The 18,119-nt window shown below is 61.2% G+C and carries 18 protein-coding genes; 11 read left to right on the plus strand and 7 right to left on the minus strand.

Going from position 1 to position 18,119, the window contains the following annotated elements:
- Positions 1 to 37 precede the first annotated feature (37 nt).
- Positions 38 to 499 carry a nucleoside deaminase gene (locus JFT63_RS18380; protein WP_198844472.1) on the plus strand — a complete coding sequence of 154 codons (462 nt, stop codon included), beginning with the start codon at positions 38 to 40 and terminating at the stop codon, positions 497 to 499.
- Positions 486 to 1,673 carry a CynX/NimT family MFS transporter gene (locus tag JFT63_RS18385; protein ID WP_198844473.1) on the plus strand — a complete coding sequence of 396 codons (1,188 nt, stop codon included), beginning with the start codon at positions 486 to 488 and terminating at the stop codon, positions 1,671 to 1,673. Before JFT63_RS18380 ends, JFT63_RS18385 begins: the two co-directional genes overlap by 14 nt.
- Here JFT63_RS18385 and JFT63_RS18390 read toward each other — a convergent pair.
- On the minus strand, positions 1,644 to 3,959 hold the full coding sequence (locus JFT63_RS18390) for a TonB-dependent receptor (protein ID WP_198844474.1): 2,316 nt from the start codon (positions 3,957 to 3,959) through the stop codon (positions 1,644 to 1,646). The genes JFT63_RS18385 and JFT63_RS18390 overlap by 30 nt on opposite strands.
- Positions 3,960 to 4,114: 155 nt before the next feature.
- Here JFT63_RS18390 and JFT63_RS18395 point away from each other — a divergent pair, with 155 nt between their 5' ends.
- The 3 genes from JFT63_RS18395 to JFT63_RS18405 all read left to right on the plus strand — a co-directional run bounded on the left by JFT63_RS18395 (position 4,115) and on the right by JFT63_RS18405 (position 7,476).
- Positions 4,115 to 5,059 carry a LysR family transcriptional regulator gene (locus tag JFT63_RS18395; RefSeq protein WP_198844475.1) on the plus strand — a complete coding sequence of 315 codons (945 nt, stop codon included), beginning with the start codon at positions 4,115 to 4,117 and terminating at the stop codon, positions 5,057 to 5,059.
- A gap of 105 nt (positions 5,060 to 5,164) precedes the next feature.
- On the plus strand, positions 5,165 to 5,626 hold the full coding sequence (locus JFT63_RS18400) for an HIT family protein (RefSeq protein ID WP_057709524.1): 462 nt from the start codon (positions 5,165 to 5,167) through the stop codon (positions 5,624 to 5,626).
- A gap of 242 nt (positions 5,627 to 5,868) precedes the next feature.
- A complete protein-coding gene (locus JFT63_RS18405) occupies positions 5,869 to 7,476 on the plus strand; it encodes an alkaline phosphatase family protein (protein ID WP_198844476.1) in 1,608 nt (535 codons plus the stop codon).
- 125 nt (positions 7,477 to 7,601) lie between these two features.
- Here the strand turns inward: JFT63_RS18405 and JFT63_RS18410 are convergent, their stop codons facing one another.
- On the minus strand, positions 7,602 to 8,507 hold the full coding sequence (locus JFT63_RS18410; protein WP_198844477.1) for a TauD/TfdA dioxygenase family protein: 906 nt from the start codon (positions 8,505 to 8,507) through the stop codon (positions 7,602 to 7,604).
- A gap of 182 nt (positions 8,508 to 8,689) precedes the next feature.
- Here JFT63_RS18410 and JFT63_RS18415 point away from each other — a divergent pair, with 182 nt between their 5' ends.
- The gene (locus JFT63_RS18415) at positions 8,690 to 9,610 is read left to right on the plus strand and encodes a LysR family transcriptional regulator (protein WP_186562498.1); all 921 of its coding nucleotides are present in this window, start codon (positions 8,690 to 8,692) and stop codon (positions 9,608 to 9,610) included.
- Positions 9,611 to 9,713: 103 nt separating this feature from the next.
- On the opposite strand, the gene JFT63_RS18420 is transcribed toward JFT63_RS18415, so the two are convergent.
- Positions 9,714 to 10,715, minus strand: coding sequence for an ABC transporter substrate-binding protein (locus tag JFT63_RS18420; protein ID WP_198844478.1), 1,002 nt, complete (start codon positions 10,713 to 10,715; stop codon positions 9,714 to 9,716).
- A gap of 288 nt (positions 10,716 to 11,003) precedes the next feature.
- Here JFT63_RS18420 and JFT63_RS18425 point away from each other — a divergent pair, with 288 nt between their 5' ends.
- Together JFT63_RS18425 and JFT63_RS18430 are read left to right on the plus strand one after the other, a co-directional pair.
- On the plus strand, positions 11,004 to 12,602 hold the full coding sequence (locus tag JFT63_RS18425; protein ID WP_198844479.1) for an ABC transporter permease: 1,599 nt from the start codon (positions 11,004 to 11,006) through the stop codon (positions 12,600 to 12,602).
- A complete protein-coding gene (locus JFT63_RS18430) occupies positions 12,599 to 13,414 on the plus strand; it encodes an ABC transporter ATP-binding protein (protein WP_057702353.1) in 816 nt (271 codons plus the stop codon). Before JFT63_RS18425 ends, JFT63_RS18430 begins: the two co-directional genes overlap by 4 nt.
- Here JFT63_RS18430 and JFT63_RS18435 read toward each other — a convergent pair.
- Positions 13,401 to 14,471: a fatty acid desaturase gene (locus JFT63_RS18435; protein ID WP_057702352.1), complete on the minus strand. Its 1,071-nt coding sequence runs from the start codon at positions 14,469 to 14,471 to the stop codon at positions 13,401 to 13,403. The two genes, JFT63_RS18430 and JFT63_RS18435, sit on opposite strands and share 14 nt — an antisense overlap.
- Positions 14,472 to 14,572: 101 nt before the next feature.
- Here JFT63_RS18435 and JFT63_RS18440 point away from each other — a divergent pair, with 101 nt between their 5' ends.
- Positions 14,573 to 15,577 (plus strand): AraC family transcriptional regulator, encoded by a 1,005-nt coding sequence (locus JFT63_RS18440; RefSeq protein WP_057702351.1) that lies wholly within the window; start codon positions 14,573 to 14,575, stop codon positions 15,575 to 15,577.
- Between the two features lie 44 nt (positions 15,578 to 15,621).
- On the opposite strand, the gene JFT63_RS18445 is transcribed toward JFT63_RS18440, so the two are convergent.
- Complete coding sequence (locus JFT63_RS18445; RefSeq protein ID WP_057702350.1) at positions 15,622 to 15,957, minus strand: hypothetical protein; 336 nt, start codon at positions 15,955 to 15,957, stop codon at positions 15,622 to 15,624.
- 92 nt (positions 15,958 to 16,049) lie between these two features.
- Positions 16,050 to 16,418, minus strand: a complete 369-nt coding sequence (locus JFT63_RS18450; protein ID WP_057702349.1) for a response regulator — start codon at positions 16,416 to 16,418, stop codon at positions 16,050 to 16,052.
- A 100-nt stretch (positions 16,419 to 16,518) separates the two neighbouring features.
- On the opposite strand from JFT63_RS18450, the gene JFT63_RS18455 reads away from it, so the two are divergent.
- Positions 16,519 to 16,992, plus strand: coding sequence for a GlcG/HbpS family heme-binding protein (locus tag JFT63_RS18455; protein WP_198844480.1), 474 nt, complete (start codon positions 16,519 to 16,521; stop codon positions 16,990 to 16,992).
- 27 nt (positions 16,993 to 17,019) lie between these two features.
- On the plus strand, positions 17,020 to 17,430 hold the full coding sequence (gene uraH, locus JFT63_RS18460; protein WP_057702347.1) for a hydroxyisourate hydrolase: 411 nt from the start codon (positions 17,020 to 17,022) through the stop codon (positions 17,428 to 17,430).
- On the opposite strand, the gene JFT63_RS18465 is transcribed toward uraH, so the two are convergent.
- A complete protein-coding gene (locus JFT63_RS18465; RefSeq protein ID WP_057702346.1) occupies positions 17,425 to 18,111 on the minus strand; it encodes a Crp/Fnr family transcriptional regulator in 687 nt (228 codons plus the stop codon). The two genes, uraH and JFT63_RS18465, sit on opposite strands and share 6 nt — an antisense overlap.
- Positions 18,112 to 18,119: the final 8 nt, after the last annotated feature.

An 18,119-nucleotide genomic window follows, 5' to 3' on the forward strand; every position in this document is an offset into this window, starting at 1 on the left:
ACCATACTTCACCTTTCATCGCGCCCGGGGGCCTTGTATGACCGACGATCAACCACACCTGCAACGCGCTATCGCCTTGGCCCGCGCCAACGTCGCCCAAGGTGGCCGCCCCTTCGGTGCGGTGCTGACGCGCAACGGTGAAGTGCTGGTGGAAGCCGTGAATGAGATCCACCTGACCCAGGACCCCACCGCCCACGCCGAGCTGCTGGCAATTCGCGCAGCGAGCCGGCAGCTGGGTGCACGCCTGGAAGGGTGCGTGATCTATGCCAGCGGACAGCCTTGCCCAATGTGCTTGAGCGCCATGTACCTGTGCGGTGTAGAACGCGTAGTGTTTGCCGCCAGCAACGAAATGGCCGAGCCGTACGGCCTGTCGACCGCAGCCATCAGCCAACAGGTCGGCCTGCCTATCGGCGCGCAACGCCTGCCCATTCAGCACCTGCCCGATGCCGCAATGACTGCGCTGTATCACCAGTGGAAAACCCTGCATGACCCTGAATAAATCCCTCGCCGGCTGGGGCCTGCTGGTGGTGCTCGGCCTGAACCTGCGCCCGATCCTCAGTTCCATCAGCCCACTGCTCGGCGAGATTCGCCAGGCCACCGGCCTGAGCTTTCAGAGCAGCGCCCTGCTCACCAGCCTGCCGGTGATCTGCATGGGGCTGGTGGCACTGGTCGGCGTGCGCGTGGAGGCTCGCTTGGGCGAGCGTCGCGGCATCGCCCTGGGCTTGTTGATGATTCTGCTGGCGTGCCTGGCGCGCTGGCTGATGGGCCAGGCTTCTGCACTGCTGGTTACCGCGCTGCTCGGCGGTGCGGGCGTGGCGCTGATCCAGGCGCTGGTGCCGGCGATGATCAAGCGCGAATTTCATCACCGCGTGCCGGTGGCGATGGGGGTGTACTCGGCGTCGCTGATGGCCGGCGGTGGGCTGGCGGCGCTGCTCAGCCCGGTGATAGCCACGCATTTCCAGCAATGGCAGGCAGGCCTGGGTGTGTGGCTTTTGCCGGCGCTGGGGGCATTGCTGCTGTGGGCCTGGCTACCGCTGGGCGCCGCGCGTAATCCACTGCAGGCGCCTGCGTTCAAAGGGTTGCGTAACCGGCGCGCCTGGCTGCTGGCGCTGTATTTCGGTTTGGTCAACTGCGGCTACATGAGCATGGTCGCGTGGCTGCCCGCCTACTATCAGCAACTGGGCTGGGGCGTGCTGCCCAGCGGTTCATTGCTGGCATTCATGACAATTTTTCAGGTGGCGGCCGCCCTGCTGATGCCGGTGCTGGCGCAACGCGGTATCGACCGCCGCCCATTGCTCAGCATCAGCCTGCTGGCGCAAACCATCGGCTACCTCGGCCTGATCATTGCGCCGCAGGAATATCCCCACCTGTGGGTGGCCTTGTGCGGCTTCGGGTTAGGGGCGTGCTTTGCCCTGAGCCTGCTGCTGACCCTCGACCACCATCGCGACCCACGCCAAGCCGGGCAACTGGCGGCGTTCGTGCAGGGTGTGGGCTTTCTGATCAATGCGATTTCGCCGTGGCTGACCGGCTGGCTGCGCGAGCTTACCGGCAATTTCGTCAGTGCCTGGGTGGTGCTGACGGTAACGGTGGTGGCGATGCTGATGGTGACGCGGGTGTTCAGCCCGGCCACCTATCGCACCGACCTAGAAGTCGTAGCGCCCAGTCACGCCTAGGGTGCGCGGCGTGCCCAGCAGGCCCTCATAGCCGCCGTTACCACCGGTCCACAGGGTGGTGTAGTAGGTTTTGTCGAAGGCGTTTTTCAGCCACAGCGACACATCCCACTGCCCTTGGTCATAGTTGCCGCGCACGCCGGTCGACAGGTTGACCACCGCATACGCCGGGATCTGCCCGTAGTCGGAATCTTCCACGGTGCCCACGGCTTTGGAACGGAACGCGTAGCTGGCGGTGACGTAGGGTTCGAAGCCGTTCGCCAGGTTCCACTTGTACTCGCCGTTGGCGTTGGCGATCCACTTCGAGGCGCCCACCACTTGGTGGCCGGTCAGGTCGCAGGACGCCGGTGCACCGGGGCGCAGGCTGGTTTCCGGCGGGCACGGTGCATCCTTGTAAGACAGGTAACTCACGTCATTGAAGGAGCCGTTGATGTTCAGGGTCAGGCCCTTGATCGGCACCAGGGTGCTTTCCACTTCCACGCCCCGCGAGCGCACGGAACCGGCGTTGGTCAGGTACTGCACGCGGTTGTCCTGGTCGTAGGCGTTGGTCTGGTAGCCGTTGACCTGGGTCCAGAACAGGTTGGCATTGAGTTGAAGGCGGCGGTCCCACAGCGTGCTTTTGAAACCCAGCTCGGCGTTATTGGCGCGCTCGGTGCCGATCAGCAACGAGTCGGCCCCGGCCGTGGGCGCAGAACCTACCGCCAGGTTGACCCCACCCGATTTTTCGCCATGGGACAGCGTCGCGTAGCCCAGCAGGTTGTCATTGAAGTGATAACTGAGGTTGAGCAGCCCCGACGGCGTGGCGCTGTATTGCGACAGGTCGCCCGAGTCATAGGCCCCGGTACGCCCACGCCGTGCAGTGGCCGCCGCACCGCTCACCGCAGCGCCACCCAGCGGCGCATTGCGCGTGACCCAGGCGCTTTTTTCTTCGTAGGTGCCACGCAGGCCGGCGGTGAAGTCCAGGCGTTCGGTCAGGTGCCAGGTGCCTTGGGCGAACAGCGCAAAACTGTCAGTGCGGATATGCCCGTTGCCGACGCTGCTCACATTGTTCAAAGCGCCGGTCGGCGTGCCATTCCAGATATCGGCCTTGGGACCGTAATAAGCAAAGGATTTATTATCCAGTTTGGAGCCGAAGTAGTAGGCGCCCAGCACGTAATCGAAGAAACCACCGCTGGGCGACGCCAGGCGCAATTCCTGGGACCACTGCTTATCTTCCACCGAAACCCCGGCGTTATACGACGCCGGTACGTTGAGGCCATCATCGTTGCGCGGGGTGAAGTTCCACCAGCGGTAAGCACTCACCGAGGTCAGGGTGAAGTCGCTGGGCAGCGTCCAGTTGGCTTCCAGCGAGGTACCGCCCTGGAACACCGTGACGTGCTGGTCGTTGTCGAGGTTGACCTTGCGATGGGTGCCATCCACCAGGGTCGCCCCTGCTGCATTGGCCCGGGCTTGATACAGGTTGGTGCCATTGATGGTCGGGCCGGTGCTGTACAGCACGCGGGTGCCGGCGCTGGAATCCTCTTCGTTGTAGTCACCGATCCAGCGCAGGTTGAACGCTTCGTTGGGCTTGTATAGCAGTTGCCCGCGAAAGCCCTGACGCGAACCGCCGTTCAGATCATGGCCGTCGTGTTCATTCTTGATGTCGCCGTCGCTGCGGGTGCGATAGGCCGAGAAACGCCCCGCCAGGTCATCGGTCAGGGGGCCGGAAATCGTGCCCTTGGTCTGGAAATAACCGTCCTCGCCCAAGGAGGTTTCGATGCTGCGCTCGGGAGTAAAACTCGGCGCGCGCGTACTGATATTGATCACACCAGCGGTGGTGTTCTTGCCGAACAACGTGCCCTGGGGGCCGCGCAAAACTTCAAGCTGCTCAATGTCCATCAGGTCGAACACCGCCATGCCCGGGCGCCCGAGGTAGACGTTGTCAATATACAGCCCCACGCTGCCTTCCAGGCCATCGCTGGCCGGGTTGTTGCCCAGGCCGCGGATCGACACGCTGGACTGGCGCGCATGCATATAGGCGACGTTGACGCTGGGCACCAGTTGCTGCAAATCCTGGATGCGGTACACCCGCTGGGTTTCCAGGGCCTGGCCACCGAGCACGCTCATGGGCGTCGGCACGGCCTGGGCACTTTCGGTACGCCGCCGGGCAGTCACCGTGACAGTTTCAAGTTGGCCACTGGCGCTTTCGCCCTTGCCGGCAGGCGCGGGTGTTTCAGCGGCCTGGGACGGTGACCAACTGCTGCTACCAGCCACTAACACAGCCAGGGGCAAGGACTTGAACAGACTCATAAGCGGCTCCAGAACCCGGAGATATCCGTCGCCAGATATTCCTAAAGGTTATTTATTTATGTTTTTACGAACATTTACTGCATAAGAGATAGCCTTTATAAGGAGTCGACCTAATGCATAGCCAATGCATTTCCCGGATATTTTTGATGTGAAAAATGCATATCGACTTGCGCCAGCTTCGCCACTTCATCGCCCTTGCTGAACAACGCAGTTTTGTCGCGGCAGCCTTGGCCGTGAACCTGTCGCAGTCGGCGTTCAGTCGCAGCATCCAGGCCCTGGAACACAGCGCCGGCTGCCAACTGGTGGACCGCGGCCGCAAGGACCTGGCGCCCACCAAGCAAGGCCAGGTGCTCCTCGAACATGCCCGGCGCCTGGTCAGCGGCGCACAACAACTGGCCAACGAAATCAGCCAGTTCAACGGCCTGGAAGCCGGTGAACTGCGTTTCGGTTGCGGCCCCGCGCCGGCAGCGGGGTTAGTCCCACGTGCCATCGGCAGTTTTATCGGGCGCTACCCCAAGGCCCGCGTGCAGTTCCAGGTGGATGACTGGCAAAGCCTGGGCAAACGCCTGCTTAGCGAAGAGTTCGAATTTTTCGTCGCCGACACCCGCCACTTCGAAGCCAACCCCGACTACCACACCCACCGCCTGCGCCCACGTCGCTGGTACTTCTGCTGCCGCGCCGGCCACCCCTTGGCCGCACGCAACAGCGTCAGCGCCGCCGAGCTGATGAGCTACCCGCTGGCAGTAACCATCCGCCCGCCGAACCTGCGCAAAGTCATCGTCGACCTCAGCGGCCGGCCCGATTACCAACCCAATGTGGAGTGCGAAAACGGTTACAGCCTGATGGGCGTGGTACTGCGCTCGGACGCCATCGGCATCGTCAGCGCCAACAGCGATGTGCTGCACATGGCGCGCGGCGAACTGGTGTGTTTGCAGATTGAAGGATTGGACGAAAACCTGGAGGAGCGCTACACCCGCTACGGAATCGTCAGCCGCGCTGGGTACCGGTTGTCGCCGCTGGCGCAGGCGATGATTGAGCAGATCAAGGAGATTGATGAGAGAGACGAGGATGCTTATGCGTTGGAAAATATTGCGGTCTGACTAAGCGGTGAACAGCGGCCCGCAACGTCAGTGAAGTCATCATTAGATAACAAAGATCACCTACAAGAGGGTCTACCTTTTGACCCGCACGAGGAAGCGCGTTTGATGGACTGTATCTTTTGCAGCATTGCCCGCGGTACTGCACCCTCCCACCTTCTGTGGGAAGACCAGACCCACATGGCCTTTCTCTCCATATTTCCCAACACCCCGGGGTTCAGTGTGGTTATCCCCAAAACCCATCACGGCAGCTATGCGTTTGCCGAACCGGACACCGTGCTGTGTGACTTGGTCATCGCAGCCAAGAAGACGGCGAAGCTTTTGGACAAAGCGCTAAAAGGTGTGGCTAGAACGGGCATGATTCTGGAGGGTTATGGCGTCGATCATCTGCACGCCAAATTATTCCCGATGCACGGGACCGGGGAAGATAGCGCCTTCAAAAAAATCAGTTCGACCCAAGACAAATATTTTGAGCGTTATGAAGGCTATGTCTCCTCCCATGACGCTGCCAGGGCAGATGATAAAGCGCTGGCAGGACTGGCCGCTCACATCAGGTCCTTCGCCGGGTAAGCCTGCTCCCACCATTTGATCGCGGGGTACCAGGTAGATATGTATCTGCTGTCAGGCCGTCATCGCAGGCAAGCCAGCTCCCACAGGGGAATGCATTTCAACTGTGGGAGCTGGCTTGCCTGCGATGACGTAAGTAGCCAAACCCATGCACTCAATGCATAGAACTCAGTCCCCAAATGCACTTGCCAGAGCGCCCCTCGAACAGCGAAAAAACGCTCCTGTCCTCCGTTCGGTAAATTCCTATGTCTGACCCCAAACCCGTGCGCAACGTGCTCTACATCATGTGCGACCAACTGCGCCGCGACTACCTGTCCTGCTACGGCCATGCCCATCTGCATACGCCGAATATCGACCGCCTGGCCGCCGCCGGTGTGCGTTTCAGTCGGGCCTATACACAAGGCACCATCTGCGGCCCGTCGCGTATGTCGGCCTACACCGGGCGCTATGTCAGCAGCCATCAGGTGGCGTGGAATGCAGTGCCGCTGCCGCTCGAAGAGCTGACGATCGGCGACTACCTGCGCCCCCACGGCATCCGCACCGCCCTGGTGGGCAAGACCCACGCCACGCCGAACCTTGAGGCCTTGCAGCGCCTGCAGATAGACCCCGATAGTGCCCAGGCCGAGCCACTCAACGAGGTCGGTTTCGACGCGTACCTGCGTCACGACGGCATCTATCCCGACAGCCCGCTGTTCGAGGATAAGCGCGAGTCCGCGCCCTACACCCAATACTTGCGTGATCACGGCTACAACGGCAGCAACCCGTGGCATGAATGGGCCAACGCCGCCGAAGGTGAGAACGGCGAAGTGCTCAGCGGCTGGCATATGCGCAACGCCGGCAAACCCGCACGGGTGGCCGAAGAACATTCGGAGACCGTCTACACCACCGACCGCGCCATCGACTTTATCGGCGAACAAGGTGAACAGCCCTGGTGCCTGCACCTGTCGTATATCAAGCCGCACTGGCCCTACATCGCGCCCGCGCCGTATCACGCGCTGTACGGCGCCGAGCATGTGCAGGCGCCGATCCAACCTGAGCACACCAGCGATCACCCGGTGTACCAAGCGTTTCGCCAACATCAGGAGAGCCTGAATTTCTCCCGCGATGAAGTACGTCTGACGGTCATTCCCACCTACATGGGCCTGATCAAACAGATCGACGATCAACTCGGGCGGCTGTTTGATTTTCTGCAAAGCAACGGCCGCTGGGACGACACGCTGATCGTGTTCACCAGCGATCATGGCGACTTCCTCGGTGACCATTTCCTCGGTGAAAAAGAGTTTCTGCTGGAGCCAGCGGTGGGTGTGCCACTGATAGTGCGTGACCCACGGGCCAGTGCCGATATCACCCGTGGCAGCGTGGATGAACGCCTGGTGGAAACCATCGACGCCCTGCCGACGTTTCTCGATGCGTTGGGCTTGCCCGCCGCCGACCATCGCCTGGAAGGCCGCTCATTGATTCCATTGCTGCAGGGCGCACAACCCACCTGGCGCAGCTATGCCATTGCCGAATACGACTACGCCTTCCAGGCCCCCGCTCGTGAGCGCCTGGAGCAACCCATCGACCGTTGCCGCATGACCATGGTGCGCAGCGAGCGCTGGAAGTACCTGGCCTACGACGGCTTTCGCCCGCAACTGTTCGACCTGGAAAATGACCCGCAAGAACTGCACGACCTGGGCAGCGATCCCGCCTATGCCGAGGTTCGCGAGACGCACCTGGGTTATCTGTTCGACTGGCTGCGCGGGTTGAAGCGGCGTACCACCATCAGCCACACGGAGGTTGAGGTGCGCGGGCAATGGTTTCGCTATGGGGAACCAGAGGCAGAGAAAGTGGTGCAGATTGGCGTTTGGTAGAACGGCACCGGTCTAAATGTGGGAGGGGGCTTGCTCCCGATAGCATTGGGTCAGTCAAAGATGCTGTGACTGACACTCTGTTATCGGGAGCAAGCCCCCTCCCACATTTTGATCTCCAACCTGGCTTAGAGACCTTTGGTGGTCTGGCTGCGCTGCCCTTGCACACCCACCGGCACATCGCCCTTGAGCGTAACCCGGCGCACGATGCGCTCCTGGGTGCCGTAGTCGTCCACCGCGTAATGCTGGGTAGCGCGGTTGTCCCAGATCGCCACGTCGCCGGTATTCCAGCGCCAGCGCACGGTGTTTTCCAGGCGGGTGACGTGGCCTTGCAGCAGGTTGAACAACTGCGCCGACTCTGCCTGTGAGTAGCCTTTCAGGCGTTTGACGAAATGCCCCAGCAACAGGGTTTTCTCGCCGCTGACCGGATGCACGCGCACCACCGGGTGTTCGGTTTCATACACCGTGGAAGTGAACACTTTGCGGTATTCCTCCAGCTTCTCCACCGCCACATCCGGCTTGCGGGCGGCGTAGTCGTATTCGTTGCTGTGCACCGCCCACAGGTGATCAGCCAGTGCGCGCAGCTCCACGCTGAGGTCGTTGTAGGCAGCGGCTGTGTTGGCCCATACGGTGTCGCCGCCGGAAGCAGGCGCCAGCACCGAACGCAGGATCGAAGCCTTAGGATAGGCATCAACGAACGTCACGTCGGTGTGCCAGGAATTGGCGCGTTGGCCGCGAGTGCCATCCAATTCCATCAGGAACCGCGTGCCATCGCGCACCGGCACCGTGGGGTGGGCAATCGGCTCGCCAAGCAGGTGGGCGAACGCTTCCTGGCTCTGGTCATCGAGGTGGGTCTGTTCGCGGAAGAAGATCACCTTGTACTGCACCAGCGCCTGCTGGATGGCTTCGACGGTGGCGGCATCCAGCTCGCCGGACAGTTTGATACCTCGGATCTCGGCGCCGATACGGCCGGCTACCGGGTGAATATCGAGTGATTGGGCGATGGGTTGAACGGCTAATGCGGCGTTGCTCATTGTGATGACCCTCATGTGCCTGCAGATGGTGGAGATGCGTTCCGGCAACGCTCTATTCATATGCCTTTTAGATCTAGCAGATTAACTAGTGCTTCGTTGACGGAATAATAGCTTGCATTTAAAACCTCAGCTTGCTTGGTCGCAAATGCCTTCGACCTATTTTTAAAATGCCGGGAAAGCATATGGATCTTCGCCAACTGCGTTACTTCATCGCCCTCAACGAACACCGCAGTTTCGTGCGTGCCGCCGACGCCATGGGCATTACTCAACCGGCGTTCAGCCGCAGCATTCAGGGGCTGGAACAGGAGTTTGGTTGCGTGCTGGTAGACCGTGGCCACAAGGACCTGCGCCCCACACCCGAAGGCCAGGTGGTGCTGCAACATGCCCTGAGCCTGGTGCATGGTGCAGCGCTGCTGAGCAGTGAAGTGACGCGCATGACCAAGCTCGACGCCGGCGACCTGCGCTTCGGCTGCGGCCCGGCGCCCGCCGTGAAACTGGTGCCGGATGCAGTGGCGCGGTTTATCAATGCCCACCCGAAAATCCGCACAAGCTTCCAGGTGGATAACTGGGAGACCCTCAGCCGCAGCCTCAGCCGTGAAGAGATTGAATTCTTTATCGCCGACATCCGCCAGTTCGAGGCCGACCCGAATTTCCAGACCCGTGCGCTCACCCCCAAACGCGGGGTGTTTTTCTGCCGCCCCGGCCACCCCTTGCTGGCCAAGGACAGCCTGTCGACCAACGATATGTTCGACTACCCGCTGGCGGCGCCGTTGATCTCCCAAGGCATTCGCAAACTGCTGGCGAACCTGAGTGGGCGCATGGATTTTTCCCCGAGTATCCAGACCGAGCACTTCCCGGCACTGGTGAGCATCGTGCTGCAAACCAATGCCATCGGCGTCGGCACTGAAGAAGCCTTTGCCGAGGACATTGCCAGGGGGGCGCTGGTGCTGCTGCACTGGCGCAACTTGCCGCAGCACATGGATACCCTGAGCGCACGCTGCGGGATCGTCAGCCGCACGGGGTCGCGGTTGTCGCCGGCGGCGAAGGCGATGATCGAGACGTTGGTGGAGGTGGATAGTCAGCAGGTAAGTGTGGCGGTTTGAAGGGCGTCATCGCAGGCAAGCCAGCTCCCACTTTGAGCGGTGAACACGTTCAAGTGTGGGAGCTGGCTTGCCTGCGATAGCGATAGCCCAGGCACCGACAAGCTCAGAGCCCTGCCGCCACCAACCCAGGCGCCACCCAGTCACTTACCTGAAACGGCCGACGAATCAACTTCTCCTTCGAAGCCAAATCCACTGCATCCTGCAATTTGCCCAGGAACACCGGGTCCAGGGTCGAGGGGAAAATCTCGCTGAGTTTCTGGTCTTTCAAATCATTGGTCAGGATCACCGGCGGGTAACTGGCCAGCCCTGATACCAGCTCGATATACGCCTGTTTGTTGTTGTCATCGGTCAACCACTGCACCGCTTGCTGCTGAGCCTTGAGCAGCTTGGCCACCGCATCGGGGTGTTCATCGACAAACTTGGCGCTGCCCACCAGCACGGCCTGGATGCTGCCGGCATCGCCCAGGTCTTTGGTGGTCAGCGGTATTTCTGCCAAGCCCTTGGCCTGCAACGCCGTGAGGGTGGAGCCGCCCCAGGTCGCGTCAATCTGCTTGGCGGCCAGGGCGGCAGCGGCCGCGTTGAAGTCCAGATTGATCACCTTAAGGTCCTTCTCGCTCAAGCCCTGGCTGGCCAGTGCACTGTCGAACGACAACTGGCTGGCCGTGCCACGGAACACTGCGACACGTTTGCCCTTGAGGTCTTGAAGGGTCTTGATGCCAGAGCCCGGCACCACGCCGAGGTAATGCTTCACGCCACGCGCGGTGGCGCTGAGCAGGCGAGTATCCAGGCCATTGGAGCGGCCGATGATTGCCGCCAGGTCACCCAGATAGGCAAGGTCCACCTGGCCATTGGCAAAGGCTTCATTGATCACCGGACCCGCGCCCTTGAAGTAATTCCACTGGATCTTGATGCCTTGGTCGGCAAAGGCTTTTTCATAGATTTGCTGCTCACGCAGCACGTCGGTGATGCCGCCGCCGCTGTGCTGGCTGCCGGCACTGAGGTCGGGCACGGCGATGCGAATTTCCTTGAGGTCCGCAGCGTGCACCAACCCGGCCAGGGCGGTACTGGCAAACAGGCTGATCAAACGTTTGAAGGGCAGTTTCATAAGCGCAGCTCCTGTTGGGCGACGGTCGCCTGGGGAACAAAAAATAGGCACAGCTCTTACAAAACTTTAAATACTATAAATTCACAATTTAATAGCTTTTTGGACTATGCAAGCGAATACACAGGCTCCAGAGCGTTATGCATGAACAGCATTGAAAATATTCTCCGAATGCATTGGATGCGCGCGGCACTGAGGCTTTAAATGATTTCTCTTAGCTCGCAATCATCTTGATTACGTTTTTGTAAGATCAAAATCACATAACGAATTTGGCGACAACGGAGGTCTTACATGGCCCGAATTTCATTTTTGAGCCTGCCGCTGGCGGCCCCGTCCAAGGATGCCGTGCCTCGTTGGCCGCAGCTGGGCCAGCGCTTGTTGCCCTGGCTGCTGCCGCTCACGTTGTTTGCCCTGTGGTGGTTGGCCAGCCGCAATCACTGGATGAGCGAGCAGATTCTGCCCGCCCCGGCCCTGGTGTGGAGCAGCGCAGTGGAGTTGGCCGGTGGCGAGTTGTGGAGCCATCTGGTGATCAGCTTGCAGCGCTTGTTCTGCGGCCTGCTGGCGGGTATCGCGGCAGGCGCGATACTCGGCGCGAGCCTGGGTTTCAGCGCCCGCGCCGAGCGTTTGGTATTCCCGACGTTCAGCGCGCTGTCGCAGGTGCCGACCCTGGCATGGATCCCGCTGTTCATGGTGTTTTTCGGCATTGGCGAAACCTTGAAACTGGTGGTGCTGGTCAAGGCCATCGTGGTGCCCGTCACCCTGCATACCCTGGTGGGTGTGCGCGATGCCCAACCCAACCTGCGCGAAGCCGCCCGCGTGTTGCGCTTGCCCAGCCATGTGCTGATTCGCCGACTGATTCTGCCCGCCGCGCTACCGGCGTTCATGGCCGGGGTACGCCTGGCCCTGGCGGCGGGCTGGACGTCATTGCTGGCCGTGGAGTTGCTGGCCTCCAGCGAAGGCATCGGCTACCTGATGGTGTGGGCGCGGCAGTTATTCATGCTCGATATTGTCTTTGTGTGCATCGTGGTCATCGGCGTGCTGGGCGTGGTGATGGACCGCGGCATCGGCTGGCTGGACCGCAAGTGGGTGCACTGGCCCCATCCGGCCACTGCGCAGATTCGACGCGGACCACGCTACGAAGGCTGGCAGCGCTTGCAACCCTGGCTGTTGCCGCTGCTGCTAGTGGCGTTATGGCAAGTAGCGACGCAGCAGGATTGGGTCGACCCAAACATTCTGGTCAGCCCCTGGGCGGTGCTGCAAACCAGCGTGGCGGGCGTGCTGGATGGCAGCCTGACCACGGCGCTGGGCAAAAGCCTTGGCCGGGCCCTGGGCGGGTTGCTGCTGGGCGGTAGCCTGGGCTTTGCCATGGGCCTGTGGCTGGGGCTGTCGCGGCGCAGTGAGCGGCTACTTGGCCCCACTTTGTCCGCGCTGCGCCAGATCGCGATTTTCGCCTGGGTGCCGCTGCTCACCGCCTGGTTCGGCCTGGGTGAACTGGCCAAGTGGGTGTTTATCGCCCTCGCCGCGTTCTTCCCGTTATTCATCGCCACCCAGCGCAGCGTGCTCAACCTGTCGCCCCAGCTGCGCGAAGCCGCGCAGGTGCTGCGCCTGAACCTCTGGCAACGCTTGCGCCGCCTGGTGCTGCCGGGCGCCGCGTCGGGGATTTTCGCCGGCCTGCGCCTGAGCCTGATCTACGCCTGGATGGGCACCATCGGCGCCGAATATTTCATGCCCTCAGATGGCGGCATCGGCAGCCTGATGATCGGCGCCCAACAGTTGCTGCGCATGGATTTGATCATGAGCGGCATGCTGCTGGTCGGCCTCACCGGCGCCGCTCTCAACCTGATCGGCCAACGCATCGAAACCCGTGCCACCCGCTGGAGACACGCATGAACGCACCGATTGTCAGCTTCAACCATGTGGGCAAAAGCTTCGACGTCGACGGCTTCGAACTGGAAGCCATCCGCGAATTCAACCTGCAGATTGCCGAGGGGGAATTTGTTGCGATTGTGGGTTCCAGCGGTTGCGGGAAATCCACACTGCTGCGCTTGCTGGTGGGCTTGGATACGCAGTTTCGCGGCGAGATCCAGGTCGATGGCAAAGCCGTCAGCGGTATCGGTGGCGAGCGCGGCATCGTGTTCCAGGAGCATCGCCTGTTTCCCTGGCTGACCGTGGCGCAAAACATCGGCCTGGGCCTGGTCAACGAACCCCTGAGCGAGGCCGAGCGCAACCGGCGCATCAGCGACTTTATCGAGCTGGTGGGCCTCACCGACTTCACTCGCGCCTATCCCCATCAACTCTCCGGCGGCATGGCGCAACGGGTGGCGATTGCTCGCGGCCTGGTGGCAAGCCCGCGCATCCTGTTGCTGGACGAACCCTTCGGCGCCCTGGATGCACTGACTCGCCAGCAGATGCAGGACGAACTGCTGGCGATTCGCGCCCGTGCCAGGATCACCACGGTACTGGTGACCCACGATGTGGAAGAGGCGATTTTCCTCGCCGACCGCGTGGTGGTGATGGAGCCTCGACCCGGGCGCATCAAGCAAGTGGTGGACATCGCTCTGCCCCATCCGCGCCAGCGCAGCAGTTTTGAATTCCACCAGTTGCGCGAAGAGCTGTTGCACGAATTAACCAGCGACGACCATTACCAACCGCCGGTGCGCGAACAGATCCGTGACCTGCCATTGGCGTTCATTGCTTGCTGAAAGAGAGCTCAGTGCGCGAGTGTTCCTGGGGTTCCAGGCGATTGGCTCGCGCAAACGTGCCCAAATCATTGAAGCGCACCCCCATCTCGGCCATGACCTTGTGCGCCACCTTGGCGGTCATCTGGCGGATGTAGAACGGCTCCTTCACCACAAAATGATGGATGCCGTGGGTGCTGCCGAAATTGAAGCAGAAGGCCTGCAACGGCCACATCCACCACGGGTTGAGCACCTGGGTCTGCTGGATCACGTTGCCCGGTTCAACATCGCCGTAGTAGTGCATGTTGGAGCTGACAAAATGCAGGCAAAACGTGCGCAGTACATTCGGACCAATGATCACCACGGCGGCTATGTCGATTAACCGCATCATCTGCAAGGTGCCGGCCGACCACTCGATAGGCGTGCCCACCAGGCTGGCGACGCCATTGGCGGTATGAAAGCCCAGGAAGATGTACCACGCGCCCCAATGCAACAGCGCCAGCGGAGCGTACACCAGCAGCACGCGCTTGAAGATGCTGAACCTGTGCGGCCAGGTCTTGGCGCGCAACAGGCGGATCAAGGCCGACATCATGTTGTCGCCCACCATCAGCAACCGTGCGATGCCCCAAGGCTCACCGTTGGTGATCGCGCGCTCTTCCATATCGGCCTCGGTGCCGGAAACCTTGTGATGGTTAAGGTGCAGGTGCCGGCGTATCCATGGGTTGATGGTGCTCGGCCGCGCCAGCCACACCAGCCCCATCATCAGGTTGTGGGGCACGCGTTGCTTGCGAAAGTACATGCTGTGGATCAGGTCGTGTTCCAACTCGTGGGTGAGCGAGGCGAAGAAGGCATTGAGCAACAGGCATACCCACCACGCCATATGGCCCGTTATGTAGAGCGCTGCCGAGCCCAGCATACCGGCCAACGCAAAGGCCAGGATGCCCGCACCCAGTGCGTCCTGATGCAACAGCCAGGGATGCCGCCGGCGCAGGCGCACACCCTCGGCCAGCACCACCTCACGGATATGCGCCGAGCGCTGTTGTGCGTTCATCTGCTGGGGGCTTGCAGAAGTACCGTCCATGCTTCCATTCTCTTGTGGAGTGATGCCTGCATCCTGCACCCAACCAGCGTGCAGGGCGCTAGCCCCGGACGCCAACCTGTTGACCGCAAGCGCCAATCGACATGACCGAACCCACCTCCCTCGCCAGCTGGACCCGCGCCCTGCGCAAGCAACTCGACGCCCTGGGCCTGGACAGTGCCGCGCTGTGCCTGGAGGCCGGGCTCGACCCGTTGTTGATGGACGATCCCAATGCGCGCTACCCACTGTCGGCCACCACGCGTTTATGGGCACTGGCGGTGCAGGCCAGCGGTGACCCAGCGATCGGGCTGCGGGTGTCGCGGTTTGTCAGCCCCACCACCTTCCATGCGCTGGGCTACGCGTTGGTGGCCAGCGGCAGTTTGCGCGAGGTGTTCGAGCGCATCGTGCGTTATCACCAAGTGGTCAGCGATGCGCTGAACCTGGAGCTCAGCCGTCACGGTGATCGCTACTACTTCCGCCTGCTTCAACTCGAGGGCAGCCCGGCACCGGCAGTGGAAGCCATCGATGCGTTTGCCGCGATCTATGTGCGTACCTGCCGTAATCGACTGGGGCGCGACTATGCACCGTTAGCGGTGTACCTGCGGCGCCCGGAGCCGGACGACCGTTCGCCATGGCAAACGGTGTTCCGTTCCCAAGTGTTCTTTGGCGCCGAGGAAGACCGCCTGGAGTTCGCCGCTCATGACTTCGACAGCCACCTGGACGATGCCAACCCGGAACTGGCCGAACACAATGAAACCGTGCTCAAACGCACCCTGGCCCAATTGCAACCGCTGACCTGGGAGCGCAAGGTGCGCGCCGCCATCGAGGCGCAATTGCCGGACGGCGAACCCGGCGCGGAGCGGATCGCCCAGGCCTTGCATTTGAGTTTACGCAGCTTGCAGCGGCATCTGGCCGATGAGGGTTGTCGGTTCGACGCGCTGCTCAATGAATGCCGGCAGAACCTGGCGTTGTTGCACCTGCGTGACCCGCAGTGTTCATTGGCCGAAATCAGCCATTTGTTGGGGTTTGCCGATACCAGCAGTTTCAACCGTGCGTTCAAGCGTTGGACGGGGATGACGCCGGGGCAGTTTCGGGAGGGGGGGCAATAGCCGCATTGACCTCCCGAAACTTTTCAATAAGCGGGAGCACGGGGTCAAGCTGTCACTTTAAACTCAATATCGTCCGTCCAGGGCGAGCGAACTCCGTTATATGTTTGAATGCCGAATACTTTATAAACACGGGGGTCGAAAACACAGTCAAACTCCCACTCCCCGTTCTCATCCACTAAAGCAAAGCCAAAAGAAGTGCCGTCGATCGGCTTATGAACGAAATAGACCCACCAACCGGGAATGCCCTGACCTGAAAACTTCACAGGTGATGAGTACGTTTCAGCGCTCTTCGGAGTATTGACAACAGGCGCCTCTATTCCAGTTTTTTCTGAAATCTGTTCTAAATCTTTGTAAGTGGGTGGTTGGGATTTGGTAGACATGCGTGTTCACTCCTTGAATGCCAATTGACAATCAAAGTCTGCCTCCCTTTAAACACCCAATCTACTGTCAAACTTGACAGGTACGAGCCTGTTTAGAGGTTAGCGCCACGACGCCGTAACACCTTCTTTACCCGCGTCACCAACGCCTTGGCGTCAAACGGCTTTAGCAAGTAATCATCCTCATGCAATTCCAGCCCACGCAGGCGATCTTCAATGCCATTGGGCGTGGTCAAGAACAGCACTGGCGTCTCTCCCCTTTGCCGAAGCGCCTGCTGCAGCTTCCAGGCATTCAGGCCCGGCAGCATCACATCCAAAATCACCAGGTCGTACACAGTGCTTTCCACAAAGCGCTGCGCCGCCATGCCGTTGGCCGCGACTTCCACCGAAAAGCCGGCCTCGCTCAGGCCCTGGGCCATAAGCTGCGCCAGTTGCGGCTGGTCTTCCACTAACAACACTTGCATGCCTTACCTCTGGGTTTGATTACAAACCTGTCATCCAATTGTGCGGCTTTTGTCCGCGTCCACTGGCTACCGTGAGCACCTGCCTTCTGGAGCCACAACCATGTATCGCACCGCTTTGTTCTTGAGCCTCGCTGTGACCACCGCTGCCCAGGCCGCCCCACAACTGCCACACCATGCCGAGCTGGATTTGCACACTGCGCGCCAACTGGCCGACGCCAGCCTGGCCCACTGCACGGCCGCGCTGACGGTACTGGACCGTGGCGGTAACTTGCTGGTGGCCCTGCGGGCGGATGGCGTAGGCCCGCACAACAGCCTCGCCAGCCAACGCAAGGCGTACACCGCGCTGTCGACCAAAACCCCCACCCGGCTGTTTGCCGAACGGGCGCGTAATAATCCCGAGGCCGCCAACCTTAACAGCTTGCCCGAATTACTGTTGCTCGGCGACGGCGTGCCGCTGTTTGCCGAGGCCGAACTGGTCGGCGCGCTGGGCATCGCCGGTGCCGGTGGCGCCGCGCAGGATGAAGCCTGTGCGGTGCAGGCCGCCGAGCAACTGGGCTTGAAAATCACCCCTTGATTCCACCTAAGTCAAAAGGACTTCTCAATGAAAACCCTTAGCATGACCCTCGCCGCCCTCAGCCTGAGCGGCCTGTGCAACCTGGCCCTGGCCGCCGGCAACCCGCTGAGCGTGCATGTGCTCAACCTGGAAAACGGCCTGCCGTCGGCCGGCGTCAGCGTCACCCTGGAACAACATGTGGGCTATCAGTGGCAATCACTGTCCCAGGGCGTGACCAATCAACAGGGACGCATCGCCGAACTGTTCCCTGCCGACCAGAGCATGAAGCCGGGCGAGTACCGTGTGGTGTTCAAGACCGGCGATTATTACAAGAAGGCCAACCGCGAGACGTTCTTCCCCGAGGTGCCGGTGATCTTTCAGGTCAAGCAGGCCGACCAGCATTACCACATCCCGCTGTTGCTCAGCCCTTACGGTTTCTCTACCTATCGCGGTTCATAGGCCCGCGGCCAGGCGCAGCCCATTGAGGTCCAGTATCTCGATGGCGCCGTAGCTCAAACCAATAATGCCCTGTTGCTCCAGCGCCTTGAGCAGACTGTTGATGGTCTGGCGCGACAGGCCCAGCATCGCCGCCAGATCCTCCTGAGGCAGCTGCAGCACGCGGCGCGCCTGCTCTACTTCGCCGTAGCCTTGCGCGATCATCAGCAACCGATGGGCCAGCCGCCTGGAGGCGGGCATCAGGCTTGTCTGTTCGATGTTGATCAATGACAGACGCAGTTTCTGGCTCATCAGCAGCGCCATGTCCCGCCAGAACACCGGATGCTGTTCGAGAATGGCGAGGATCGCCGCTTGTGGTACCTGCACCAGCGTGCAGGCTCCCGTGGCGAGGGCATCGTGGGTGCGTGGCAGGTTATCGAACAGGCAGATCTCGCCGAACCAGTGTGGGGTTTCCACCAGGCTCAACACCGCTTCCTTGCCCTGAGCATTGACGGCACTGATGCGCACCGCCCCTTCCAGCACCGCATACAGGCCACACGGCGGGTCGCCGCGCTTGAACAGAAACTGCCCCGCTGTCAGTACGCGCAACCGCGCCGCCCCCAGCAGGCTACGCTGCAAGTCTGGCGGCAAGTGCCTGAACCACTGACCGCGCGCCAATCGCGCCTGCCATTTGCCTGTGTCCATGGGAACTC

The organism is Pseudomonas sp. MF7453, assembly GCF_016405455.1.
GTDB classification, from domain to species: Bacteria; Pseudomonadota; Gammaproteobacteria; order Pseudomonadales; family Pseudomonadaceae; genus Aquipseudomonas; species Aquipseudomonas paralactis.